A 23,435-nucleotide genomic window follows, 5' to 3' on the forward strand; every position below is an offset into this window, starting at 1 on the left:
TATTGTTCCTTATCAAACAAAGACCCCAATGACTGTGGCTCAATAGGCCAATAATCACGGATCCTGAGAGAGCCTCATGAGCAGTCATTCACCGGATAACGAAACGGATGTGATCATCATTGGCGGCGGTGCGACCGGTGCGGGCATTGCTCGTGACTGTGCGCGTCGTGGCCTGCGTTGCATACTGCTGGAGCGCCACGATATCGCCACCGGTGCCACCGGTCGTAACCACGGTCTGCTGCACAGCGGAGCACGCTATGCGGTGACCGACGGTGAGTCGGCGCGCGAATGCATAGAAGAGAACCAAATCCTCAAGCGCATTGCGCACCACTGCATCGAGCGTACCGATGGGCTGTTTATCACGCTGCCGCAGGATTCGCTGGCCTACCAACAACAGTTCATTGTCTCCTGCCACAGCGCTGGTATCAAAGCCGAAGCAATTGACCCGCAGTTGGCGCTGCGCCTGGAGCCGGCCGCCAACCCGGCGCTGATCGGTGCGGTGCGGGTGCCGGACGGCACTGTCGACCCATTCCGTCTGACCGCCGCCAATATGCTCGATGCCCGTGAGCACGGTGCGCAGATCCTCACTTATCATCAGGTGGTCGGTTTACTTCGCGCGGGCGATCGCGTAACCGGAGTGCGCGTTTTCGACCATCAATCGGCACGCCACTACGATATTCACGCCGAGGTGGTGGTCAACGCGGCCGGTATCTGGGGCCAGCAGATTGCGGAATATGCCGATCTGCGCATTCGTATGTTCCCGGCCAAGGGCGCTCTGCTGATCCTCGGCCATCGCATCAATAACATGGTGATCAACCGCTGCCGCAAACCGGCAGATGCCGACATTTTGGTGCCGGGCGACACCATTTCGGTGATTGGCACCACCTCTACCCACATTGATTATGACCAGATCGACAACATGCTGGTGACGCCGCAGGAAGTGGACATTCTGATCCGTGAGGGGGCGCTGTTGGCACCGGAACTGGCTCAAACCCGTATTCTGCGCGCCTATGCCGGCGTGCGGCCGCTGGTGGCCAGCGATGACGACCCCAGCGGTCGCAATGTCAGCCGTGGCATCGTGCTGCTCGATCATGCCAGCCGCGACGGGCTGGAAGGCTTTATCACCATTACCGGCGGCAAGTTGATGACCTATCGGCTGATGGCGCAATGGGCGACCGATAAAGTGTGTGAAAAGCTTGGGTTAGACAGCCCCTGTACCACCGCGCAGGAAGCCTTGCCTGGCTCCCGTCAGTCGGCGGAAGAGACGGTGCGCAGCGTGGTTTCCCTGCCTGCCAGCATTCGTGGTTCGGCGGTGTATCGCCACGGCGATCGTGCCAGTCAGGTACCGGCCGGCGATCGGCTGGATAACAGCCTGGTGTGCGAATGTGAAGCGGTCACCGCCGGTGAAGTGCGCTATGCGGTTAACTCCCTTACCGTCAATAACCTGGTCGATCTGCGCCGCCGCACCCGTGTTGGCATGGGCACCTGCCAGGGAGAACTCTGCGCCTGCCGCGCCGCCGGGTTGCTGACGCGTTTTAACGTCACCACCCCGCAGCAGTCGATCGATCAGCTATCGCATTTCCTCAACGAGCGTTGGAAAGGAGTACGGCCGATCGCCTGGGGTGATGCATTGCGTGAAAGTGAATTTACCAGTTGGGTTTACCAGGGATTGTGCGGGCTCGATGCCCGGGGGGAACAGGAGGCCGATGATGCGATTTGACGTAGTGGTGATTGGCGGTGGCCTGGCGGGCATGACCTGTGCCATTCGGCTGGCGGAACAGGGTAAGCGTTGCGCCGTGGTCAGCTCAGGCCAAAGCGCGCTCTATTTTTCATCCGGATCGCTGGATCTGCTGGCGCAGCTACCCGACGGCACCCTGGCAACCTCACCCCTGGCGGCAATGCCGGCGCTTGCGCTACAGGCGCCACGGCATCCTTATGCGCTGATAGGTGCCGAACGGGTGGCGGCACTGTCGGGCGACGCAGCTCAGCTGCTGCAGCGCTGTGGTTTGAGCCTGCAGGGCAGCAATGAACGTAATCATCTGCGGGTTACGCCATTAGGCACGCGCCGGGCGACCTGGCTCAGTCCTCAGGCCATCCCGATCACGCCGCTGGACGGCGAACTGCCGTGGAAAAGTATCGCGGTGATTGGCATAGAAGGATTTTTGGATTTTCAGCCACAGTTGGCCGCCAGCTCCCTGACGCAGAGTCTGGGTATCCAGGCGGAAGTCGCTTATATGCACTTGCCGTCGCTCGACCGGCTGCGCAACAACCCCAGTGAGTTCCGGGCGGTGAATATTGCCAGGGTACTGGATCTGCCGGAAAACCTGACGTCGATGGCGGACGAGGTGAGCAGATTGGCCGGTGATACCGAGGCGATTTTCCTGCCCGCCTGTCTGGGGCTGGAAAATGATAACTCACTGGCAGCACTGCAAATGGCGGTGGGTAAACCGATCCGTCTGTTGCCGACGTTGCCGCCTTCGGTACTGGGTATGCGTCTGCACCAGGCCCTGCGTTCGCGTCTGCAGCAACTGGGCGGCGTGTTCATGCCGGGTGACAGCGTGCTGCGGGCGGATATCGAAGCCGGGCGAGTCACTGGCCTCTATACCCGCAACCACACCGATATTCCGTTGCTGGCGCAACAGGTCGTGTTGGCCAGCGGCAGCTTTTTCAGCAATGGGCTGGTGGCGGACTTCGAGGGTATACGTGAGCCGGTGTTTGGGCTGGATGTCGACAGCCGGGCGGATCGCGCTGACTGGAGCCACCGTAATCTGTTTGCTCCGCAGCCTTACCTGCAATTTGGGGTACGCACCGATGAGCGGCTGCGGGCCTTGAGGCAGGGGGAGCCACTGAGCAACCTGTATGCCATCGGTGCAGTGACCGGCGGCTATGATCCCCTGCAGCAGGGCTGCGGTGCGGGTGTTTCGCTGATTGGGGCGTTGTACGTCGCGCAACAGATTGCGGCACAGGAGGAGCGTCCATGAGCCTGCAGAAAGACAACAGCTTTGAAAACTGCATCAAGTGCACCGTCTGCACCACCTATTGCCCGGTGGCCAAAGTCAATCCGCTCTACCCAGGGCCAAAACAGGCGGGGCCGGACGGCGAGCGTCTGCGGCTGAAGGATCCGGCGCTGTATGACGAAGCGCTGAAGTATTGCACCAACTGCAAACGCTGTGAGGTGGCCTGCCCGTCTGACGTCAAAATCGGCGACATCATTCAGCGCGCCCGTGCCGACTTTGCCCAGAGCAAACCCACGCTGCGCGACGCCATCCTCAGTCATACCGACCTGATGGGTTCGCTGTCGACGCCGTTTGCGCCGATTGTGAACGCCGCTACCGGGCTAAAGCCGGTGCGTGCCCTGCTCGACAAGGCGCTGAAAATTGACCATCGGCGTGAACTGCCAAAGTACTCGTTCGGCACTTTCCGCCGCTGGTATCGCCAGCAGACTCAGGCCCAACAGCGTTATGCCGAGCAGGTGGCGTTCTTCCACGGCTGCTTCGTCAATTACAACCACCCGCAACTGGGTAAGGATCTGATCAAGGTCTTTAATGCGATGGATATTGGCGTGCAGTTGCTGAAACGCGAGAAATGCTGCGGCGTGCCGCTGATCGCCAATGGCTTTATCGCCCAGGCCAAAAAACAGGCCAGGGTGAATGCCGAATCGCTGCACGAGGCGGTGCTGGAGCGAGGTATCCCGGTGGTGGCGACCTCTTCAAGCTGTACTTTTACCCTGCGCGATGAATATCCACATTTGCTGGAAGTGGATACCTCGGCGGTGCGCGAGCGGGTGGAACTGGCGACGCGCTATCTGTACCGCCTGCTCAATCAGGGACGCCAGTTACCGCTGAAACACACACCGCTGCGGGTGGCCTACCATACGCCATGCCATATGGAGAAAATGGGCTGGACCGCCTATACGCTGGAGCTGCTGCGGCAGATACCGGGGGTGGAGCTGGTGGTGCTGGATTCGCAGTGCTGTGGTATTGCCGGCACCTATGGATTTAAATCGGAGAATTATGAGACGTCGCAGGGCATTGGTGCGTCGCTGTTCCGTCAAATAGAGGAAAGCGGGGTGGACCTGGTGGTCACGGACTGCGAAACCTGCAAATGGCAAATCGAGATGTCGACCAGCAAGCGCTGCGAACATCCGATCACCTTGCTGGCGCAGGCATTGGCATAGGGCGCAGCGGGCTGCGCCCAGAGTAAGATTACTTGTTCAGTTTCAGCGTTTTGATGATGCCTTCGGCTTCGCTCTGCGCCTGCTGTTGGTTATCCGCCGGCAGCGTCACCTGAATAGTCAGCATATTGTTGTCCAGCGTGCCGATCAGGATAGAGGAATAGGCTTTCTCGCCGCCGCTAGTGATGATGCTGTCCAACTGACGCAGCGGTACGCCGTTAACGTCGATGGCTTTGTTGGTGATCACCTGCAGGTTGGCGTCACGCGAGCGCTGGGTATCTTCCAGACGCTTGCTCAGGGTTTCCAGGCTGTCGGCTGTTTTATCGCCGAGGATCACGATCAGAGCGCGCTGGCCGGTACTGTCGGCGTAAACGTGCATGTTGTTCGCCTGATTGCCCAGCTTGCCGCTTTGGTCCGCCATGCCCACCGGCAGGGTGAATGCCAGCTTGCCATCCAGCAAGCTCACCTGTTGCCCGGCTGGGGCGCTGGCTGCGGCATCACCTGCCGACGCCTTGGTGTCTTTGGTTTCGCCGTCACAGGCCGCCAGGCCAAGCACTAACAGGCTGATACCCATCAATTTTGCTACTTTACGCATTGGGCTTCCTTCTTCCTTTCAGGTAGGGTTTCACTGCCTTATCGCAACCTATTCCACGTTGAAATGCAAGGCTGATGTTGTCACAAGGTTTTCTCAAGTAATAGCCGATAATCAGCCACTTCGCCTTTCTTTTCCAGTTGAACAATCTGATAGTGATGGCCGATGAGCATCATCAGCATCGCGCGGAACTGATTGCGCGTTTTTACGGTCAGCTGTTGGTACCCTTGAGCCCGTGCCCAGTGTTCCTGTTCGGCCAGCAGTCTCTGCGCGATCCCATGGCGACGAAAAGCCGGTAACACACCGCCCAGCCAGCTGTAAAACACCTTATCCTGCTGTTGATAACCGAGTTTGAAACCGGCCGGCTGCCCGTCGATCTCGGCGATCAGTGCGTTAACGGGAGCGGATTCGATACGCAGTTGCAAATCGGCCAGGCTATGCAGGTTGCCGAATTCGGGGATTTGCTGATAAAGACGGTGAATTTCTTCGAGGGTAGCGTGGCGGGTGGTGATGATCATGGCGGCCTCCGGGTCGATGCAGGCCGCCAATGATAACACGGGTCAGCCTGCTTGCAGGCTGCCGTTGTCTTGGCGGGCGGCGATACGCTTAAGCAGCATATTCAACAGAACGCCATACATCGGCAGGAAAAACAGCATGCAAATCAGCACTTTGAAGCTGTAGTCCACCAAGGCAATCTCAACCCAGTTGTTGGCCATAAAGGCGTCGCTGCTCTTGTAGAACGCAATAAAGAAGAACGACAGAGTATCGCTGATATTGCCGAGGAACATGGCGGCGGCAGGGGCAACCCACCAGGCACTGCGCTGACGTAGGCGATTGAAAACGTGAACGTCGAGGATCTGGCCGAGTACATAAGCCATAAAGCTGGCAACGGCGATACGCGCCACAAACAGATTAAAGCTGCCCAGGGCGGCAAAGCCCTGCCATTCGCCCTGATAGGTCACGGTTGAAATCACGTACGAGATAAACAACGCCGGTACCATTACCGAAAGAATAATACGTCGTGCCAGCGGGGCACCGAAAATTCGCACCGTCAGGTCGGTAGCCAGAAAGATAAACGGGAAGGTAAATGCACCCCAGGTGGTATGAAAGCCGAAAATGGACATCGGCAACTGCACCAGGTAGTTACTGGAGGTAATGATGACAATATGGAACAGCGATAGCCAGACCAACGCGGTAAGGCGCTGCCGAGCAGTAAACGAATACATGTTGTAGCCTTTTTAATAGTGGGGTGAGGGAACCCAAAGCGTTTTGTTTGTGCAGAGAAATAAGCTGCGCGGCCGCATGATACGCGTTTGCGCAACCAATGCAATGGTTAAATTTAACGCAAACGTTAACGCATCTTGCGCAGAAAAACTACCGGCGTAAACTAGGCGCTGATGAGATACGGCGAGCGTTCGCCGATCGCTTTTGACCGAGAAAAATTGCATGACTGACTTATTTGCCCAGGCCGACCAGACGCTTGATGCGCTGGGACTGCGCTGTCCGGAACCGGTAATGATGGTGCGTAAAACCGTGCGCCATATGGATGACGGTGAAACGCTGCTGATTATTGCTGATGATCCGGCCACCACGCGCGACATTCCGGGGTTCTGCCGCTTTATGGAACACACGCTGGTGGCGCAGGAAACCGACACCGCGCCTTACCGCTACCTGCTACGTAAGGGCGTCTAAGTACCGTAGCCATATTATGACACCCCAGAGGCAAGATATTCGCTGCCCCAGGGGTGTGTTATGGCTTAGTCGCGCTTCTTCAGCAGTCGCAGGGCGTTGGCGGTGACCAGCGCGGTGGCGCCAGAGTCCGCCAGCACCGCCAGCCACAGCCCGGTCAGGCCCAGCAGAGTGGTGATCAGGAACACCCCTTTCAGCCCTAGCGCAATGGTGATGTTCTGCCGAATATTGGCGTGTGTTGCGCGTGAGATGCGGATCATTTCCGCCACGCCCACCAGCCGGTTATGGGTCAGCGCCGCGTCGGCCGTTTCCAGCGCCACGTCGGTACCGCTGCCCATAGCGATGCCGATACTGGAGGCTTTCATCGCCGGTGCATCATTGATGCCGTCGCCGATCATCGCCGTTGGCCGAAGTTCGCTCAGTTCAGTCACCGCCTTCACTTTATCTTCCGGCAGCAGCCCGGCACGGTAATCCAGCCCCAACTCAGTGGCAATCGCCGCCGCCGCACGCGGGTTGTCACCGGTTAACATCACCCCGTTGATCCCCAGCGCTTTCAGTTCGGCAATCGCCTGTTTGGCATCGCTACGCAGTGTGTCACGCAGTGCCAGCAGGCCAATCGGGATACCGTCTTCCAGTACCACCACCGCCGTTTTACCGGCATTTTCCAGCCGTTCTACCTGACTGGTGCCCTGCGGAGTGAGCAGGCCAGCGGCCAGCTTGGCGGGAGCACTGATCAGCAGGGTTTTGCCGTTGATAACACCCTCGACCCCAATGCCTGCCAGTGCGCGTCGCCCCTGTGCCGGCGGCAGGGGCACGCCATACTGTTCGGCGCGGTTGATAATCGCTTGCGCCAACGGGTGATGGGAACCGGCCTCGACGGCGGCGGCCAGGGTCAGCAACTGCTGTTCGCTGATGCCGTTGAGCGGGAGCACATCGGTCACTGTCGGTTTGCCTTCTGTCAGCGTACCGGTTTTATCGAAGGCGATGGTTTGCACCTGGCCCAGTTGCTCCAGCGCCGCACCGCCTTTAATCAACGCTCCGCGGCGGGTGGCGGCTGCCAATCCAGAGGTGATCGCTGCCGGGGTAGAGATCACCAGCGCACAAGGACAGCCGATCAGCAGTAGGGTCAGGCCACGATAAATCCAGATATCCCAGGGTTGTGCATACAGCAACGGTGGCACCAGGATCACCGCGATGGCCAGCAGCATAATGGCCGGGGTGTAGTAACGGCTGAAACGGTCGAGGAAACGTTCGATCGGCGCACGGCGCTCTTCGGCTTCTTCAATCAGTTGCAGGATACGGTCAATGGCGTTTTTACCCGGCTCGGAAATGACCTTCATCTGCGCGGCCTGATCGACCGACAAACTGCCCGCTGCGACTTTCTGACCCTGCTGACGTTCGACCGGTACAGATTCGCCGGTCAGGGCGCTTTCGTCGAAGCTGGCGAACGGGTTGAGCAGCTCGGCATCGGCCGGCAGACGGCCGCCGGGGGCAATTTCAATCACATCGCCGGGGCGCAGGCTGGCAACGGGAACGCGTTTGCGTTGTGTTCCCTGCAACAGCAGGGCGTCTTCCGGCACCAGCTCCATTAGCGCCTTTACGCCGCGTCGCGCACGGTTGGCGGCATAGGATTCCAGCATCTCGCCAACCATAAACAGCAGCAATACCATTGCCGCCTCGGCGGTCGCGCCGATAAAGAGTGCGCCAATGGCCGCTACGCTCATCAGGGTTTCGATGGCAAACGGCGTGCCGGAGCGGATTAGGCGTACCGCCTTGGTGGCGACCGGGGCCAGGCCTACCAGCGTGGTGGCGATAAAGGCAATGCGGCTTAGCTCGGGGTTGACCAGGCTGAGTGCCCAACTGACGATCATCAGTGCAGTGAGCAGCAACAGGGGACCAAACTCGCCAAGACGTGACGTTTTTGGCAAATCGGCTGGGGTGGTCTGGGTGCCGAGCAGGGTAAAACCGGCCTGTTTCACCGCATCCTGAATGCGCTGGCTGATATCGGATTGGGCGTCGACCACCAGTTTTTCGGTGGCAAACAGCACGCGGGCGTTGTCGACTCCCGGGAGCGCCGTCACCGCATTTTCAATTTTCTTGGCACAGCTTGGGCAGTCCATGCCGGTGACTTTCCAGCTGTAGCGTTGGCTACCGGAGAGAGGGGCGGCAGCTAATCTGTCGCTTTCCTCATCCGGATCCTCATGATCGTCAGTGCTGCAACCGCCTGCGCCATGATCGTGCGTATGGGCATGTTCACCAGGGCTGGCGTCACTTTGTTTTTCACTGCTGCAACCGTGCTGGGTTTTACTGTGGCTATGGTTGCAACCGCAGCCGCCCTCCGCATGGTGATGTTCCTGATGATTATGCTTTTCATGGTGAGTCATAGCGTCCCCCTCCGGGCCGTTAATGAAGTTCATTGGCCAGACTCTACACCCTGGAGTCAACTCCAGAGTCAAGCAACGGATGAGAATTATTGCTAACTGTGAGGCGGGAGTTATCGCGGGTGGATCAGGGCCGTTAGGCGAAATAATAAGATGTTATTCCAATACAAACTTAAAGGTCCCGGTGGCTAATAATAAAGAGTTATTAATCTATAACTCTTTAGCTAAATTTAACTTTTTGTCACTTAAATACCAGCACGATCCGCTTGCACTTGCAGGCCGCATTTTTGTTGAAGTTTGTTGCCAACATGTGACTATTAAGTTTCATTTAGATTGTAAAGATCGCCAAAACCCAGCATAAGTCTCCTTCGTTGTGAAAATATATAGCTGATTATTTTATGTTCAGTTTTGCGGTCCTGCCTATAATTGGAATCGATTACCATTTATGGCGGTAATCTTATTTGCTGATATATATGCATTAATTCTATCTAACACATTGCCGGTAACGGCGCATAAGTCCCTGCCGGTTAGCCGACGGATCCTTCTTCGTGGCTGTCTGGCAGGTTATGTCTATCTGTCTGATTGATAACGATCAACTAATGAGTGGAATCGAACCAATGCAATCTACTAAAAAGGCAATTGAAGTTACTGAATCCAGCCTCGCAGCGACCGGGTCCGGCTACAATGCTGTAGACGATCTGTTGCATTACCACGAGCGTGGCAACGGGATCCAGGTTAATGGCAAGGACTCATTTTCAAACGAACAAGCTGGGCTGTTTATTACCCGTGAGAACCAAACCTGGAACGGTTATAAAGTTTTTGGTCAACCGGCCAAATTAACTTTCTCGTTCCCGGACTATAAATTCTCATCCACCAACGTCGCCGGCGACACCGGGCTGAGCAAGTTCAGTGCGGAGCAGCAGCAACAGGCCAAGCTGTCACTGCAATCCTGGTCTGACGTGGCCAATCTCACCTTCACCGAAGTTGCCGCCGGCCAAAAGGCCAATATCACCTTTGGCAACTACAGTCAGGATCGTCCCGGTCATTATGACTACGACACCCAGGCCTATGCCTTCCTGCCGAATACCATTTATCAGGGTCAGGATCTGGGCGGCCAGACCTGGTACAACGTCAACCAATCCAACGTTAAGCATCCGGCCAGCGAGGACTATGGCCGTCAGACGTTTACCCACGAGATTGGTCATGCGCTGGGCCTGAGCCACCCGGGTGAGTACAACGCCGGTGAGGGCAACCCAACCTACAATGACGTTACCTATGCCGAGGACACCCGCGAGTTCAGCCTGATGAGCTACTGGAGTGAAACCAACACCGGCGGTGATAACGGCGGACACTATGCAGCGGCACCGCTGTTGGATGACATCGCCGCCATTCAACACCTGTATGGTGCCAACCTGTCGACCCGTACCGGCGACACCGTGTATGGCTTCAACTCCAATACTGGCCGCGATTTCCTCAGCACCACCAGCAACTCGCAGAAAGTGATCTTTGCTGCCTGGGATGCGGGCGGTAATGATACCTTCGACTTCTCCGGTTACACCGCCAACCAGCGCATCAACCTGAACGAGAAGTCCTTCTCCGACGTGGGCGGGCTGAAAGGCAACGTGTCTATCGCGGCGGGTGTGACCATTGAGAACGCCATCGGTGGATCGGGCAATGACGTGCTCGTTGGCAATGCGGCCAACAACGTGCTGAAAGGTGGTGCGGGTAACGACGTGCTGTTCGGCGGTGGCGGAGCGGATGAACTGTGGGGCGGCGCAGGCAAGGATATCTTTGTCTTCTCTGCGGTCAGCGATTCCGCACCGGGCGCTTCCGATGTGATCAAGGATTTCCAGAAAGGCGCCGACAAAATTGACCTGTCGTTCTTCAATCAGGGCAAGCAGGGCGGCGATCAAATCCACTTCGTCGATCATTTCAGCGGTGCAGTGGGCGAAGCCTTGCTGTCCTACAATGCGTCAAATAACGTCAGCGATTTAGCCCTGAATATCGGCGGCCATCAGGCGCCGGACTTCCTGGTGAAAATCGTGGGTCAGGTAGACGTTACCACTGATTTTATCGTGTAACCGTGAGGATAACGCCCGGTGCAACCTGGCCGGGCGTTATGCAGGAGCCGATATGAAAGGCAGCTTGGCGCGTACCGCCATAATGGCGGGGAGCATAATGGTTACGGGGGCAGTTATGGCCAGCAGTTTGGTTCTTCCTACCGCACGGTCACTGGCGGGGCAATGGCAAGTCGCTGATGCGCAACAACAGTGCCAGATCGAGTTTTTGGCCAGTGAACAGAGTGCCACTAACGGCTTTCAACTGGTGGATCGGCAGAATTGTCTGAAGAAGGTGTTAACGGCTGAAGTGGTCGGCTGGCGTCCGGCGCCGGATGGCATCGCTCTGCTACAGGCGGACGGCAGCACGCTGGTGTTCTTTTCGCGCGACGGGGATATTTATCGGAACCAGCCAGGTGCGGGTGACGGCCTGACGCTGAAGGCGTTGGTGTAATCATAGCGGGTTCGGCAGCCGAACCCGCCCTGAGAAATTACAGGTAAAGCGAACGTACAATCAGGAAATGGCCGGAGAAGTAGCAGAATGCCACCAGCGCATCGGCTGCGCGGAAGGTAAAGCGATAGCGATTCAGCAGCCACACCACGTTGGCCAGCAACAGCAGTGAGGTCCCCGCCAGCAGCGAGAAACCGAAATCGGTGCTGCGCATGAAGTACTGTTCCCCCGCCAGCCACACCATCAGCAGCGTCATTGCTACCAGGGTGGCAATCGGCCAGCGCATCTCTTCCAGCCGGGTCCAGATAGTCGCCAGCAACAGCACACCAATCACCAGCAGCGCCAATGGCAGCGGCCAAAACAGGCTGAAGGTCATCTGACTGGCGAAACTCAGGGTATACAGCAGATTCGACAGGAAAAATGCGCCGATGGCGTACAGCACGCGTTCGCGCGGCAGCAGTAACAGTGCGTCGGCGATCAGCGTCGCCAACAGGCCGAGGACAATCAGATAGCCCGCTGGGCCGAGCACCGGCGCTTGCCAGGCCAGTAATAACAGCAGCAGCAGGGTAACCGGTTTAAATACCCAACGCTGCCAACGTGGCCCACGGTAGGAGGCGTCAACGAACAACCAACCGGAAAAGAATACGGCAAGGAACGGCCAACTCATATGTCTTCCTTATTCATTATGGGAGCCACAGCCTCCGGCTCCAAATTGTCACCAGTGTCACTTCCTGATTGCAGTGTAGGCAGCACGCCTGTAATCGACAACGCTTTCTTGAGAATGCTATGTTTACGCCGATTTAACCGCGAAGGGAATGGGAATCAAGATGAGTAAGCCACCGCTGTTTTTTGTCGCCGTGATTGCGTTGATCGCCGTACTGGCGACGCATCGCTATTTCAACCAGCGCCGTTCGGAGGCGGAAAATGACCGCGCGCCGGTACGCAGCTTGCAGGTTACGGTGAGCGATAAGCGTGAGTTCCCTGCTTCAAATAACCGTTCACGCCAGCGCGAACATATCGTCAATGAAGCGATGCGGTATGAAGTGGTGTTCCACCCGCAGCGCGGGGGAGAGGACATTACCCTGCGGCTGAAACAGCAGCAATACGGCCCTATAGAGAAAGGTGCGCAGGGCATGCTGCTCGTGCAGGGCACACGCTTTGTCTCTTTTACCGCTCAGCCGTAGGGCACCCGATCCCGCGCCCGCGTGGTGTTATTTTCTTTTGAGCGGCGGCTGTTTTTTCTGCCAGGCCAGCAGTTCGAAAACGCCAAAGATGAAGATCTTGGCTTCCTGCCAGTAGCTTATCGGCTGATCTTTAGGCTGCGTCGACTTCAGCAACACCAACTGCAGCCCGTGCATCACCACCATAAAGAACAGCGCCACGTCGATGAAGTACTTCAGCGGCTTGGGAAAAGGGTGAAACAGATTGGAGAGCAGAAAGCCCCATACGCACAGCATCAGCAAGCGACCCAGATTAATCAGCATTGTCGGTTTTCTCTTGAGAACGAATATAAAGACGGTAAGCCACCTGACCGGCCACTTTTTCACGGTGTAGCTGCCAGTTGGCCGGGACGTCCGTGGCGGCACTTTCGGCTTCGGCCTCTACATAGATCCAGGCCTCATCGGCCAGCCAGCCCTGTTGTTCCAGCAGCGTGACGGTTTCCGCCAGCAGCCCTTTGCGAAAAGGCGGATCGAGAAACACGACGTCAAACGGCTGAGCTTTGCCCGCCAGCCAGCTTAACGCGTTGGTATTGACCACAATGCCTTTCCCTTGCAGCAACGCCAGATTTTTCTCCAGCTGTTGTGCCACCGGGCGTTCAAACTCCAACAGCGTGACGTTGCCGGCATAGCGTGACAGCGCTTCCAGGCCGAGTGCGCCGCTACCGGCGAAACAGTCCAGACAGCGCGCGCCCTGGATCACCGGTGCCAGCCAGTTAAACAGGGTTTCACGGACGCGGTCGGTGGTCGGACGCAGCCCTGGGCTATTCGGTACCGGCAGTTTTCGTCCACGCCATTGGCCGCCGATAATGCGGATCTGCCCGGCCGCAGCCTGAGGCGGTTTTTTGGCCGACGCCCGGGGCGATATTCTTGTCATAGATTTGCTTTATTTCTTTCTGGGGCGGTGAAGGCCGCACAAGTTAACGAAAAGTTGCCTCTATTCTACCGGTGAGACGCGCCGGGGGAAACGGTAAAACTTTGTTGCCTGATTTCACAGCGGAAAGCATACCGGATGCGTGTTGCTGCGCGAGGGAAAGTGATAGACTCGGCGGAATAATTGTCAGTATAAGCAAGCCTTCGGTACGGAGTAGAGTCATAACATGGCAAAAGATAAGAAACGCGGGTTTTTCTCCTGGCTGGGCTTCGGCCAGAAAGAAGAAGAGCAACAGCAACCTGAAACGTCGGTAGAACCGGCGGAAAATCAGGCCGTGGAGACACCGGCTGAACCGGTTGCTCCCAAGCTGGATGACCAGCTTCCCGCCCAGGAATCTGAACCTGCCGCCTCCGTAGAGACCCCTGGCGAATGGGACGGCAGCCTGACCGGCGAACATATCGCCGAAAGCGTGCCGGTGGTTACCGAGCACCCTACAGCGGCAGAAACGCTGGCGGAAGAGATTGTTATCCTTACCGAACAGGTGGCGGCAGAGCAACAACCTGCGGTAGTAGAGGAGATCGCCGAGGTTGAGCCTGAACCGGTTGTTGTGGTTGAACCGGAAGTGATTGAGCCTGAACCTGAGGTGCTGACGCCAGAGCCGGTTATCGAGGTTGAGCCAGAACCGGTTGCTGTGATTGAACCGGAAGTGGTCGAGCCTGAACCTGAGGTGATTGCGCCAGAGCCAGAGCTTCTGCCGGCCAGCGTGGCGCTGGAGCCGATTATCATCGCCCCGGCCATTATTGAAGAGATTGAAGAACAGCAACCTGAGCTGCTGGCCCCTGCGGTGACTCAGGAACAGGAACGTCCGACCAAAGAAGGCTTCTTTGCCCGCCTGAAGCGCAGCCTGGTGAAAACCAAGCAGAATCTGGGTTCCGGTTTTATCGGTCTGTTTCGTGGCAAGAAAATCGATGACGATCTGTTTGAAGAACTGGAAGAACAGCTGCTGATTGCCGACGTCGGCGTAGAAACCACGCGTAAAATCATTACCTCCCTGACCCAACACGCCAGCCGCAAGCAGTTGAAAGATGCTGAGGCGTTGTACGGCAAGCTGAAGGAGGAAATGTCTGAAATTCTGACTAAAGTTGAACAGCCGCTGGATGTTAGTGGTAAAACCCCGTATGTCATTCTGATGGTTGGGGTGAACGGCGTGGGTAAAACCACCACCATCGGTAAGCTGGCCCGCCAGTTCCAGGCGGAAGGCAAATCGGTGATGCTGGCAGCGGGGGATACCTTCCGTGCGGCAGCGGTGGAGCAGTTACAGGTGTGGGGCGAACGTAACCGTATTCCGGTAATCGCGCAGCAAACTGGCGCAGACTCCGCCTCGGTGATTTTCGATGCCGTACAGGCCGCCAAGGCGCGCGGTATCGACGTACTGCTGGCCGATACGGCAGGGCGTCTGCAGAACAAGGCGCACCTGATGGAAGAGCTGAAGAAGATCGTCCGCGTTATGAAAAAACTGGACGACCAGGCCCCCCATGAGGTTATGCTGACTCTTGATGCCAGCACCGGACAAAATGCGGTCAGCCAGGCGAAATTATTTAATGAAGCCGTAGGCTTAACCGGTATCACACTGACTAAACTGGACGGTACCGCCAAGGGCGGGGTGATCTTTGCCATTGCCGATCAGTTCGCTATCCCGATTCGCTATATCGGCGTTGGGGAAGGCATCGAAGATTTGCGGCCGTTTAAGGCTGACGATTTTATTGAGGCACTTTTTGCCCGAGAGGATTAATACGGATGATTCGCTTTGAACAGGTCAGTAAAGCTTATCTGGGCGGACGGCAGGCACTGCAGGGGGTAGATTTCCATCTGCGCCCGGCAGAGATGGCGTTTCTGACCGGCCATTCCGGCGCGGGTAAAAGTACCCTGCTGAAACTGATTTGTGGCATTGAACGGCCGAGCGCCGGCCATATCTGGTTTGGTGGTCACGACATCAGTCGCCTGAGAAACAGTGAGGTGCCGTTCCTGCGTCGTCAGATCGGCATGATTTTCCAGGATCACCATCTGCTGCTGGATCGTACGGTGTATGACAACGTGGCGATGCCGCTGATTATCGCCGGTGCCAGTACCGAAGACATCCGCCGTCGCGTTTCTGCTGCGCTGGACAAGGTCGGGCTGCTGGATAAGGCGAAAAACTTCCCGATCCAGCTTTCTGGTGGTGAGCAACAGCGTGTGGGCATTGCCCGTGCGGTGGTGAACAAACCGGCGGTGCTGCTGGCGGATGAGCCAACCGGTAACCTGGATGATGCGCTGTCGGAAGGCATTCTGCGCCTGTTTGAAGAATTTAACCGTGTTGGTGTGACCGTGCTGATGGCCACCCATGACACCGGGCTGATTGCCCGTCGCAATTACCGCACTCTGCGCCTGAGCCAGGGTCGTATGGCTGGAGGAGCGCATCATGGCGAATAACGCAAAAACCGCCAAGAGCAAAGCGCTGCGCGGTGGCTGGCGTGAACAATGGCGTTACGCCTGGATGAACGCCATCAAGGATATGCTGCGCCAACCCTTGGCAACGCTGCTGACGGTAATGGTGATTGCCATCTCCCTGACACTGCCGAGCGTATGTTACATCGTCTGGAAAAACGTCAGTACCGCCGCGACCCAATGGTACCCAACGCCGCAGTTGACGGTTTATCTGGATAAATCCCTCGATGACGACGCGGCGGTGAAAGTGCTCGACGCCATCAAGGCGGAAGCCGGCGTAGAGAAAGTGAATTACCTGTCGCGTGAAGAGGCCCGGGGCGAATTCCGCAACTGGTCCGGCTTTGGCGGCGCACTGGACATGCTGGAAGAGAACCCGTTACCGGCGGTCGCCATTATCACGCCAAAAATGAGTTTCCAAAGTTCCGACACCCTCAACACCCTGCGCGATCGCGTGGCAGCGGTACAGGGTGTGGATGAGGTAAGGATGGATGACAGCTGGTTTGCCCGCCTGGCGGCGCTGACTGGACTGGTGGGCCAGGTGGCTGCGATGATCGGCGTGCTGATGATTGTGGCGGTGTTCCTGGTGATTGGCAACAGCGTGCGGCTGAGCATCTTCAGCCGTCGTGACACCATCAACGTGATGAAGCTGATCGGTGCGACCGACGGCTTTATCCTGCGGCCGTTCCTGAACGGCGGGGCTATGCTGGGTTTCTTTGGCGCATTGCTGTCGTTGCTGTTATCCGGCGGGATGGTGTGGCGTCTGGAGTCGGTGGTCACCGGCGTGGCCAAGGTCTTTGGCACCACCTTTACTCTGCATGGGTTGGGTTGGGATGAAGCGCTGTTACTGCTGATTGTCTCCGCGATGATCGGCTGGATCGCCGCCTGGCTGGCGACGGTGCAACATTTACGTCGATTTACACCACAATAAAGTTTTTTTGGTATACTCTTCTTCTGCTGCTCCGAGCGTGTTGCGGGAGAAGAGTTACCGGCACCAACCCAAGCACCACCCAGTCTCTTCTTTGCGCACAAATTCCCTATCGGCCTGAGTCTTCGTCACGTATTGTCATGCACAATGTGATCGAAAAACTGTGAACTAATAGGGCGGAACACGGTCAAAATCTGCAGCAAAATGTTATGGTGCCCGGCGTGTGGACCGCTTTTGCAATAGCAACTGCCGTAGAATCAATCATTTCCCCGCCGTGATAATCACCTGCATGACCTGTTTTTTTCAAGAGAGGGTTTGAATGACCAAAGAAATGCAAACTTTAGCTTTAGTGCCCCTGGGCAGTTTGGAAGCCTATGTTCGGGCCGCCAACACCTATCCGATGCTGACAGCAGAGGAAGAGCGGGAGCTGGCTGAACGGCTGCATTATCAGGGCGATCTGGAAGCCGCTAAGCAGCTCATCCTGTCTCACCTGCGCTTTGTCGCTCATATTGCCCGGAATTACTCTGGTTACGGCCTGCCGCAGGCGGACCTGATCCAGGAAGGTAATATCGGCCTGATGAAAGCGGTTCGCCGCTTCAACCCAGAGGTTGGGGTGCGTCTGGTTTCCTTTGCGGTGCACTGGATCAAGGCAGAAATTCACGAGTACGTACTGCGCAACTGGCGTATCGTTAAAGTTGCTACCACCAAGGCACAGCGCAAGCTGTTCTTTAACCTGCGTAAAACCAAGCAGCGTCTGGGCTGGTTTAATCAGGACGAAGTGGAACTGGTGGCCCGTGAATTGGGCGTGACCAGCAAGGACGTGCGCGAGATGGAGTCCCGTATGGCGGCACAGGATATGACTTTCGATCCAACGCCGGACGACGACGCCCGTGAAGGCCAGTCGATGGCACCAGTGCTGTACCTGCAGGATAAAAGCTCTGATTTTGCCGAAGGTATCGAAGAAGATAACTGGGAAAGCAACGCCGCAGACAAACTGGCCTATGCGATGGAAGGCCTGGACGAGCGTAGCCAGCACATCATTCGTGCCCGTTGGCTGGACGACGACAATAAGTCCACGCTGCAAGAGCTGGCCGATCAGTACGGTGTTTCTGCTGAGCGTGTACGCCAGCTAGAAAAGAACGCCATGAAGAAACTGAAAATGGCGATCGAAGCCTAATCCCGCGTAAGCGTTAAAAAGCCCGGCTAGCCGGGCTTTTTTGTGCCTGAAATTCGGCGTTATGGCGCAACGGCGGCGAAGTCCGGTGCCGGGCAGCTATAGCCAAACTTGTTGGCCCAAGGGTAACGAGTCCCTGTGTTGATATAGCGCTGGTACAATGCCTGACCGGTTTTTGCATCACGTTTAATCACCCAACTGGCGGCATTACACAGCACGGCAGCATAGGCTTGGCTTTTAGGCGGCAGCAAATCGGCCGCCTGCTGGGCCAGTGTGACGGCCTGCCAACGATAATGCAGGAAGCGATTATCCTGCGGTGGCAATGCAGCTTTGGCCCGCACGGCCTCTGCGCTGCTGATCCAACTCTTATGCTTTAGTTCACGGGTATCAAAGGCATCCCCCAGATAGGAATAGCCCGCGTCATAAATCGCGTAATCCGGCGTCATCTCATAACCGGTGAACGCTAACCCCTGGGTGCGAAGCAGCGTTGCTGCCTGATAATAGGCTTGGGCGCGCGCCAGTTTATCGGTGGTTTTGTCCTGAGCCGTTTTCAGCTTATCGGCGTACTGTTGCGCCACCTGGCGATAGTTAGGGATGTCAAAATAACCCATGGCCTCTTGAGGACGTCCGGCGCGCATCAGCCGCCGCGCCAGCAGTTCGCGCAATTGCACTTCCGGCGTGAGGGGCTGGCCGTTGTATTCGTCCGGATTGACCGGTTTCAGCGGTGTGGTCGGCGCTGGCGCATGCTTATCGACAAAGCCTTTCAGTTCGTCGACGGTCAGCACCCGTTCGGCCACGTCGGCGACGTCCGCCCAATAAAGCGCTTTGCCGCGATACAGGAAATCCATCGCCTGCAGATAGTCACCGCGATCCAACGCCAGGATCGCCTGTTCCCCGGCCACCCGACACTCGGGGACGATAGTTTCCGGCGTAAAGTCTGCATTGCGCTGCTCGCCCCAGCTTTCACTGGATGGGAAAGCTGCCGCCGCTTTGGCGTAGTCTGCGGTCGCGGCCTTAACATCACCGTCACGCAGCGCCATCTTGGCGCGCAGCCACCAGGCCAGACCGCTGTCACCGGCATGCTTCAGCAGGCTGGCCGCCATCGGATATTGTCCGGCGCGGTAAGCCAATGCCGCTAATCGATCGCTGCCGCTGAAGCCGCTTTTCACCGAGGCATCCAACAGCGTCAGAATTTGGCTGACGATCTGCGTTGAGCGGCTGCTGGTGCCGTCGGTGTCGGCCATTTGCAGATTACTGCTGCGGGCGAACAGTTCGATGGTCACCAGCTGTTGGATCAGCGGATCGGCAATCGCCTGTTTTAGCGCCTCGAAGTGGTCAGGGTTGACCAGATAACTGGAGACGTACTGCAGCGACAGTCCACCCTCTTGATCGCCCTGCGCCGCCTGCTGCGCATACAGCCGCGCCGCTTGAGTCACGTCATTGAGCCACAGGTGGATACGTGCCTGCTGCCCCAGGCTGCTCAGCGCCAGCTGATCCGGATCGGCCGTGCCGCTTTTCACTCGCTCAATCACCTGCTGGAAAGCCGCCAGCGCTTGCTCCAGCTGCGGTTTTGCCGGGTGTTTGGCCGTCGCAGCCGGTTCGCCACTTTCGTTCTCTGGCGTGCCGTGATCGCCCATCAGCAGTCGGCCGAGTGAGTATTGCGCTCGTAGCCCCCAATCGCCCTGTTCTGCAGCGGGTAGCGCCAATACCTGCTGGAAGTATTCGCCGGCCCGCGGATCCTGGCCGGCAAAGGCCACTGCGCCCAGTTGGTACAGGCGAGCGGCATCAGACAACCCCTGAGTATTGACCGCATCGGCCTCTTCAACGGTTTTTGCCGCGCGCATTTTGCCGATGATGATGGTTTCCGGCGATTGCGGCATGGGTTTCGGCGGCATAGGTGGCGGTGGCGCTTTCCATAACGGCAGCTGTTTATCCACGGCGACCAGGCGGCCGGCTTCAAAGGCAAAGTTGCCCTCCGGCATGTACAGCAGCGTGCCATTGCGATCGACCAGCAAACGGTTAGGGAAATCCGGCCCGCAGGCATAACTGTTAATCGGCATCGCTAACGCTGAACCGATCAGTGCAGCCAGTGGAAGGGTGCGAGTATTAAGGTGTGACAAGGGTGCCTCCTGGCGTCAGTTGTTGGCAGCGTAGCCAGCCCAGTGGCCGGGATTGCCCGGCACGCAGTTGGTCGCCGCTAATCAGGACAAAGCGTTGCCGTTGAGGCTCACTTTCCAGCCGGTAATTGCCCGCGGCATCCCCCGCCAGGCACTCGCTGGCGGTGATGACGATTTCATGGGGCAGCGGGGCGTCAACCGGCCCGTTATTATGAATTATCAGATCATTCAACCCATTTTGCTGTGGCTGAGGGCTAAATTTTACCTGCCAGTTGACGCTGAGCGGCCGGTTTTCTATCACTGCCCGCAGCGTAGCCAATGACCAGGCGCGACGATCTTCCGCCAGCGGTAGCCGGAACCAGATAATGCCACGCAGGTGCGGCATGGCCTGCGCGTTCAGCTGATGCAGAAAATCAGCCACCTGTTGCGGCGCGACCGTCAGCTCGCGTGAAGTGCCTGCGACGCGCAGCGAGGCTTCGCTTTCAACCTGCGCGCCTTGCGCGTCAAACCCCACCAGACCCATGCCATAGGCGGGCAATGCCACCCGAAAGGGTTTTTGCGTGATTTTCGCGTACTGTGTTACCCAGCGCAGTGCCAACGGGCCGGAAAATAACCCTTGCTGAGGAGACAGCACCGCATGCACCTGCAGTACCGAACTGTCCACCTGTTGTAATACACCCGGCAACGCTGCGGAGCCGATCCAGGCCGGTAAGGCGGTAATGCCCAGTTGCAGTGAGTGAGGGAGCTGTTGACGCAGTCGCTGGAGGAAATGCTGATAATCAGGCAGACGTGCGGTGGCGGCGTCATGGTCTATTTCAACGCCGACGACCTGCAGCCCGGCGGCCTGCCATTGTTGCACCTGTTTTAGCAGGCGCTGGCGAATGGCGGGCTCATCCAACTGCGCCAGTTGCCCGTCCAGACGTGCCACCAACCACAGCGGGCGGTCCTCTTGTTTCAGTAACGGCAAATTGACCGGGATCTCACGCCAGCCTTCACGCGGATGCACCTGCAAACCCAGCACCCGCAATGCAGGGAACAGATCGCGGCTTTGCGCCAACGCCAGTGCATGTTGCGGCGTCCAGACCCGTTGCCAGACGTAGACCTGGTTATCCCTGGTCTGCGGTAACTGCAGTGCCTGCTGACGGCCGCCGAACCAGGCGGTCGATGCCAGGGCCAGCATTAATAACGCCATTAGCCTGCGTTTCATTGCTGCCAGAGTTCGCCTTGCTGTGTGAACCCGCAGGCGCGCATAAAGTTATCCACTTCACCGCGTTCGCGTGGCGTCAGACCGGCGGTAGAAAGCTGCCAGTGCGTTATCTGCGGCAGGTGGCGCTGGGCGTCCTGTACCAGATACAGCCCGACACCGCGGCGGCGCGTCACTTCGCGCACCAGTAAATCCTGCAACTTGGCGTGATCACCGTTCAGCTCGATTTTCACCGCGCCCAGCAGGCGTTCGTTGAAGCGAGCGGCAAACAGCGCTTTATCGCCGCTAAGCCAGCTTTCCCACTGTTCCGGCTGCTGATGCGGCCAGATTTTGCCAAGGTCGATAAGGTCTTGTGGGGACAGCGTGGTTAATCGCTCAATAGTCAGTTTCATGCAGGATTTCCGAACGGCTAATCGATGCCGACAGTGTAATAGATCTTGCGCAGAGCGATGTGTAAGTTTTTCTGTACGATTACTGCGCGAAATGTTTTTTGCAAGACGCATTTTCCGAGTAAATATGTAGTGAATCGATCGAGAACCAGCATAACGCGCTGCGCCTGATGCTAAACAGCGCAGATTTAATCCGGATTTTATGCTGTTTACACCGCTTGTTCCTGATTGTGCAAGTTGATTTGCAGCAGAAAATTCCTGTTTAATGGCATGAAAAATAAAGTCTTATTAGAAAATATTGCCATGAAAACACCTAAATCATTATTACTTATGAATAAAAGCAGTAAATAAGGGTCAGGTGCAGGCAAACACAACAGGTACGTTCACAACGACAGATGGGGATTTGCGGATGAAATTAACAAAAGGTAAGGCGCTGTTGGCAGGTTGTATCGCGATGGCTATCGGGCATGCGGCAATGGCCAAAGACATTAAGGTTGCGATCGTCGGGGCGATGTCAGGGCCGGTCGCACAGTATGGTGACATGGAGTTCACCGGTGCCCGTCAGGCGATTGCCGACATCAATGCCAAGGGTGGTATCAAGGGCGATAAGCTGGTCGCCGTGGAATACGATGACGCCTGTGACCCGAAACAGGCGGTAGCGGTGGCCAACAAGGTGATCAACGACGGTATCCGTTATGTGATTGGCCACCTGTGCTCTTCCTCGACGCAGCCGGCTTCCGATATTTATGAAGATGAAGGTGTGATCATGATTACCCCGGCGGCCACCAACGCCGATCTGACCACCCGCGGTTACAAGATGATCATGCGCACCACCGGCCTGGACTCCGATCAGGGCCCGACGGCGGCCAAGTACATTCTCAGTGAGATCAAACCCAAGCGCATTGCGGTGATCCACGATAAACAACAGTACGGCGAAGGTCTGGCGCGCTCGGTGCGTGACAGCCTGAAAAAACAGGGTACCGACGTGGTGATGTTTGAAGGCATCACCGCCGGCGATAAAGATTTCTCCACTCTGGTGGCGCGTCTGAAGAAAGAGAACGTCGATTTTGTTTACTTCGGCGGTTACTACCCGGAAATGGGTCAGATCTTGCGCCAGGCCAAACAGGCCGGCCTGACCACCCGCTTTATGGGGCCAGAGGGCGTGGGCAACTCCTCACTGTCTAATATCGCCGGTGCCGCTTCTGAAGGCATGCTGGTGACCTTGCCGAAACGCTACGATCAGGTTCCGGCCAACAAACCTGTAGTGGATGCGCTGAAAGCCAAGAAACTGGATCCGACCGGTCCGTTCGTCTGGACGACTTACGCCGCACTGCAATCTCTGACCACCGGGATGGAGCGCAGCGGCAGCCAGGAGCCGGCCGACATCGTCAAGGATCTGAAAACCGGCAAGCCGGTGGACACCGTGATGGGGCCGCTGAGCTGGGATGACAAGGGCGATCTGAAAGGCTTCGAGTTCGGCGTGTTCGAGTGGCATGCAGACGGCACATCAACACCGATTAAATAATATACCCGTTATACTTGAAGCTGTATCTGTGTTGGCTGCATCCGCGCACCCCAGTCACTTAGCTGGCTAAGCTCCTGGGGGTTTACGGCCTTGCCGCCTTGATACAACTCCAATTATTTAGGGTATACCCTTTGTCTTTCACGTTGCAGCGTTGTTGATTGCAACGTGAAATTCATTGGCAA

At 57.1% G+C, this 23,435-nt stretch carries 22 protein-coding genes; 12 read left to right on the top strand and 10 right to left on the bottom strand.

Going from position 1 to position 23,435, the window contains the following annotated elements:
* Window positions 1-76 precede the first annotated feature (76 nt).
* From glpA to glpC, 3 genes are read left to right on the top strand one after another with little or no spacing between them, the layout of a single operon-like run.
* Window positions 77-1,720, top strand: a complete 1,644-nt coding sequence (glpA, locus tag F8R23_RS22320; RefSeq protein ID WP_099062161.1) for an anaerobic glycerol-3-phosphate dehydrogenase subunit A — start codon at window positions 77-79, stop codon at window positions 1,718-1,720.
* Window positions 1,710-2,981 carry a glycerol-3-phosphate dehydrogenase subunit GlpB gene (gene glpB / locus F8R23_RS22325; protein WP_151416047.1) on the top strand — a complete coding sequence of 424 codons (1,272 nt, stop codon included), beginning with the start codon at window positions 1,710-1,712 and terminating at the stop codon, window positions 2,979-2,981. Before glpA ends, glpB begins: the two co-directional genes overlap by 11 nt.
* Window positions 2,978-4,177 (top strand): anaerobic glycerol-3-phosphate dehydrogenase subunit GlpC, encoded by a 1,200-nt coding sequence (gene glpC / locus F8R23_RS22330; RefSeq protein WP_129936285.1) that lies wholly within the window; start codon window positions 2,978-2,980, stop codon window positions 4,175-4,177. Before glpB ends, glpC begins: the two co-directional genes overlap by 4 nt.
* A gap of 28 nt (window positions 4,178-4,205) precedes the next feature.
* On the opposite strand, the gene F8R23_RS22335 is transcribed toward glpC, so the two are convergent.
* From F8R23_RS22335 to F8R23_RS22345, 3 genes are all read right to left on the bottom strand, one after another.
* Complete coding sequence (locus tag F8R23_RS22335; RefSeq protein ID WP_085116498.1) at window positions 4,206-4,769, bottom strand: DcrB family lipoprotein; 564 nt, start codon at window positions 4,767-4,769, stop codon at window positions 4,206-4,208.
* A gap of 80 nt (window positions 4,770-4,849) precedes the next feature.
* Window positions 4,850-5,284 carry a GNAT family N-acetyltransferase gene (locus F8R23_RS22340; RefSeq protein WP_129936318.1) on the bottom strand — a complete coding sequence of 145 codons (435 nt, stop codon included), beginning with the start codon at window positions 5,282-5,284 and terminating at the stop codon, window positions 4,850-4,852.
* A 42-nt stretch (window positions 5,285-5,326) separates the two neighbouring features.
* Window positions 5,327-5,992, bottom strand: coding sequence for a 7-cyano-7-deazaguanine/7-aminomethyl-7-deazaguanine transporter (locus tag F8R23_RS22345; protein WP_112349343.1), 666 nt, complete (start codon window positions 5,990-5,992; stop codon window positions 5,327-5,329).
* A gap of 220 nt (window positions 5,993-6,212) precedes the next feature.
* Here F8R23_RS22345 and tusA point away from each other — a divergent pair, with 220 nt between their 5' ends.
* Window positions 6,213-6,458: a sulfurtransferase TusA gene (tusA, locus tag F8R23_RS22350; protein WP_085116500.1), complete on the top strand. Its 246-nt coding sequence runs from the start codon at window positions 6,213-6,215 to the stop codon at window positions 6,456-6,458.
* 65 nt (window positions 6,459-6,523) lie between these two features.
* Here the strand turns inward: tusA and F8R23_RS22355 are convergent, their stop codons facing one another.
* Window positions 6,524-8,839, bottom strand: coding sequence for a zinc/cadmium/mercury/lead-transporting ATPase (locus F8R23_RS22355; RefSeq protein ID WP_151416038.1), 2,316 nt, complete (start codon window positions 8,837-8,839; stop codon window positions 6,524-6,526).
* Window positions 8,840-9,453: 614 nt separating this feature from the next.
* Here F8R23_RS22355 and F8R23_RS22360 point away from each other — a divergent pair.
* Both F8R23_RS22360 and F8R23_RS22365 read left to right on the top strand, forming a co-directional pair.
* Window positions 9,454-10,917: a serralysin family metalloprotease gene (locus F8R23_RS22360; RefSeq protein ID WP_099062152.1), complete on the top strand. Its 1,464-nt coding sequence runs from the start codon at window positions 9,454-9,456 to the stop codon at window positions 10,915-10,917.
* Between the two features lie 52 nt (window positions 10,918-10,969).
* Window positions 10,970-11,347, top strand: a complete 378-nt coding sequence (locus F8R23_RS22365; protein ID WP_129936288.1) for an AprI/Inh family metalloprotease inhibitor — start codon at window positions 10,970-10,972, stop codon at window positions 11,345-11,347.
* A 37-nt stretch (window positions 11,348-11,384) separates the two neighbouring features.
* Here the strand turns inward: F8R23_RS22365 and F8R23_RS22370 are convergent, their stop codons facing one another.
* Window positions 11,385-12,011, bottom strand: a complete 627-nt coding sequence (locus F8R23_RS22370) for a lysoplasmalogenase (protein ID WP_085116501.1) — start codon at window positions 12,009-12,011, stop codon at window positions 11,385-11,387.
* 160 nt (window positions 12,012-12,171) lie between these two features.
* Between F8R23_RS22370 and F8R23_RS22375 the strand changes: the two genes are divergently transcribed.
* Window positions 12,172-12,528 (top strand): DUF2500 domain-containing protein, encoded by a 357-nt coding sequence (locus F8R23_RS22375; protein WP_099062150.1) that lies wholly within the window; start codon window positions 12,172-12,174, stop codon window positions 12,526-12,528.
* Window positions 12,529-12,555: 27 nt separating this feature from the next.
* Here F8R23_RS22375 and F8R23_RS22380 read toward each other — a convergent pair whose 3' ends face one another.
* Both F8R23_RS22380 and rsmD read right to left on the bottom strand, forming a co-directional pair.
* Complete coding sequence (locus tag F8R23_RS22380; protein ID WP_151416039.1) at window positions 12,556-12,828, bottom strand: DUF1145 family protein; 273 nt, start codon at window positions 12,826-12,828, stop codon at window positions 12,556-12,558.
* Entirely contained in the window at window positions 12,818-13,438 is a 621-nt protein-coding gene (rsmD, locus tag F8R23_RS22385; RefSeq protein WP_129936289.1) for a 16S rRNA (guanine(966)-N(2))-methyltransferase, read from the bottom strand. Before rsmD ends, F8R23_RS22380 begins: the two co-directional genes overlap by 11 nt.
* A 223-nt stretch (window positions 13,439-13,661) precedes the next feature.
* Here rsmD and ftsY point away from each other — a divergent pair, with 223 nt between their 5' ends.
* The 4 genes from ftsY (at window position 13,662) to rpoH (ending at window position 18,021) form a co-directional block, all read left to right on the top strand.
* Window positions 13,662-15,227, top strand: a complete 1,566-nt coding sequence (ftsY, locus tag F8R23_RS22390) for a signal recognition particle-docking protein FtsY (protein ID WP_151416040.1) — start codon at window positions 13,662-13,664, stop codon at window positions 15,225-15,227.
* A 5-nt stretch (window positions 15,228-15,232) separates the two neighbouring features.
* The gene (gene ftsE / locus F8R23_RS22395) at window positions 15,233-15,904 is read left to right on the top strand and encodes a cell division ATP-binding protein FtsE (RefSeq protein ID WP_012004692.1); all 672 of its coding nucleotides are present in this window, start codon (window positions 15,233-15,235) and stop codon (window positions 15,902-15,904) included.
* Window positions 15,894-16,847 carry a permease-like cell division protein FtsX gene (gene ftsX / locus F8R23_RS22400; RefSeq protein ID WP_012004693.1) on the top strand — a complete coding sequence of 318 codons (954 nt, stop codon included), beginning with the start codon at window positions 15,894-15,896 and terminating at the stop codon, window positions 16,845-16,847. The genes ftsE and ftsX overlap by 11 nt, the downstream gene beginning before the upstream one ends.
* A 316-nt stretch (window positions 16,848-17,163) precedes the next feature.
* Window positions 17,164-18,021, top strand: coding sequence for an RNA polymerase sigma factor RpoH (gene rpoH / locus F8R23_RS22405; RefSeq protein WP_085116506.1), 858 nt, complete (start codon window positions 17,164-17,166; stop codon window positions 18,019-18,021).
* 59 nt (window positions 18,022-18,080) lie between these two features.
* Here rpoH and F8R23_RS22410 read toward each other — a convergent pair whose 3' ends face one another.
* From F8R23_RS22410 to panM, 3 genes are read right to left on the bottom strand one after another with little or no spacing between them, the layout of a single operon-like run.
* Complete coding sequence (locus tag F8R23_RS22410) at window positions 18,081-20,078, bottom strand: hypothetical protein (RefSeq protein ID WP_232810880.1); 1,998 nt, start codon at window positions 20,076-20,078, stop codon at window positions 18,081-18,083.
* A gap of 46 nt (window positions 20,079-20,124) precedes the next feature.
* The gene (locus tag F8R23_RS22415; RefSeq protein WP_129936292.1) at window positions 20,125-21,342 is read right to left on the bottom strand and encodes a DUF3142 domain-containing protein; all 1,218 of its coding nucleotides are present in this window, start codon (window positions 21,340-21,342) and stop codon (window positions 20,125-20,127) included.
* A complete protein-coding gene (gene panM / locus F8R23_RS22420) occupies window positions 21,339-21,731 on the bottom strand; it encodes an aspartate 1-decarboxylase autocleavage activator PanM (RefSeq protein ID WP_129936293.1) in 393 nt (130 codons plus the stop codon). The genes F8R23_RS22415 and panM overlap by 4 nt, the downstream gene beginning before the upstream one ends.
* A gap of 406 nt (window positions 21,732-22,137) precedes the next feature.
* Between panM and F8R23_RS22425 the strand changes: the two genes are divergently transcribed.
* Complete coding sequence (locus tag F8R23_RS22425) at window positions 22,138-23,253, top strand: branched-chain amino acid ABC transporter substrate-binding protein (protein WP_099065497.1); 1,116 nt, start codon at window positions 22,138-22,140, stop codon at window positions 23,251-23,253.
* Window positions 23,254-23,435: the final 182 nt, after the last annotated feature.

This window comes from Serratia proteamaculans (assembly GCF_008830365.1).
In the GTDB taxonomy this organism is placed as follows: domain Bacteria; phylum Pseudomonadota; class Gammaproteobacteria; order Enterobacterales; family Enterobacteriaceae; genus Serratia; species Serratia proteamaculans.

Excerpts from the sequence above, each read along its gene's own strand:
- panM (WP_129936293.1), bottom strand. The coding sequence starts at position 21,731 with ATGAAACTGACTATTGAGCGATTAACCACGCTGTCCCCACAAGACCTT.
- F8R23_RS22345 (WP_112349343.1), bottom strand. The coding sequence starts at position 5,992 with ATGTATTCGTTTACTGCTCGGCAGCGCCTTACCGCGTTGGTCTGGCTA.
- F8R23_RS22410 (WP_232810880.1), bottom strand. The coding sequence starts at position 20,078 with ATGCCGATTAACAGTTATGCCTGCGGGCCGGATTTCCCTAACCGTTTG.
- rsmD (WP_129936289.1), bottom strand. The coding sequence starts at position 13,438 with ATGACAAGAATATCGCCCCGGGCGTCGGCCAAAAAACCGCCTCAGGCT.
- glpC (WP_129936285.1), top strand. The coding sequence starts at position 2,978 with ATGAGCCTGCAGAAAGACAACAGCTTTGAAAACTGCATCAAGTGCACC.
- glpA (WP_099062161.1), top strand. The coding sequence starts at position 77 with ATGAGCAGTCATTCACCGGATAACGAAACGGATGTGATCATCATTGGC.
- F8R23_RS22335 (WP_085116498.1), bottom strand. The coding sequence starts at position 4,769 with ATGCGTAAAGTAGCAAAATTGATGGGTATCAGCCTGTTAGTGCTTGGC.
- ftsX (WP_012004693.1), top strand. The coding sequence starts at position 15,894 with ATGGCGAATAACGCAAAAACCGCCAAGAGCAAAGCGCTGCGCGGTGGC.
- F8R23_RS22340 (WP_129936318.1), bottom strand. The coding sequence starts at position 5,284 with ATGATCATCACCACCCGCCACGCTACCCTCGAAGAAATTCACCGTCTT.
- rpoH (WP_085116506.1), top strand. The coding sequence starts at position 17,164 with ATGACCAAAGAAATGCAAACTTTAGCTTTAGTGCCCCTGGGCAGTTTG.
- ftsY (WP_151416040.1), top strand. The coding sequence starts at position 13,662 with ATGGCAAAAGATAAGAAACGCGGGTTTTTCTCCTGGCTGGGCTTCGGC.
- F8R23_RS22375 (WP_099062150.1), top strand. The coding sequence starts at position 12,172 with ATGAGTAAGCCACCGCTGTTTTTTGTCGCCGTGATTGCGTTGATCGCC.
- F8R23_RS22425 (WP_099065497.1), top strand. The coding sequence starts at position 22,138 with ATGAAATTAACAAAAGGTAAGGCGCTGTTGGCAGGTTGTATCGCGATG.
- F8R23_RS22380 (WP_151416039.1), bottom strand. The coding sequence starts at position 12,828 with ATGCTGATTAATCTGGGTCGCTTGCTGATGCTGTGCGTATGGGGCTTT.
- ftsE (WP_012004692.1), top strand. The coding sequence starts at position 15,233 with ATGATTCGCTTTGAACAGGTCAGTAAAGCTTATCTGGGCGGACGGCAG.
- F8R23_RS22355 (WP_151416038.1), bottom strand. The coding sequence starts at position 8,839 with ATGACTCACCATGAAAAGCATAATCATCAGGAACATCACCATGCGGAG.
- F8R23_RS22415 (WP_129936292.1), bottom strand. The coding sequence starts at position 21,342 with ATGAAACGCAGGCTAATGGCGTTATTAATGCTGGCCCTGGCATCGACC.
- F8R23_RS22370 (WP_085116501.1), bottom strand. The coding sequence starts at position 12,011 with ATGAGTTGGCCGTTCCTTGCCGTATTCTTTTCCGGTTGGTTGTTCGTT.
- F8R23_RS22360 (WP_099062152.1), top strand. The coding sequence starts at position 9,454 with ATGCAATCTACTAAAAAGGCAATTGAAGTTACTGAATCCAGCCTCGCA.
- tusA (WP_085116500.1), top strand. The coding sequence starts at position 6,213 with ATGACTGACTTATTTGCCCAGGCCGACCAGACGCTTGATGCGCTGGGA.
- glpB (WP_151416047.1), top strand. The coding sequence starts at position 1,710 with ATGCGATTTGACGTAGTGGTGATTGGCGGTGGCCTGGCGGGCATGACC.
- F8R23_RS22365 (WP_129936288.1), top strand. The coding sequence starts at position 10,970 with ATGAAAGGCAGCTTGGCGCGTACCGCCATAATGGCGGGGAGCATAATG.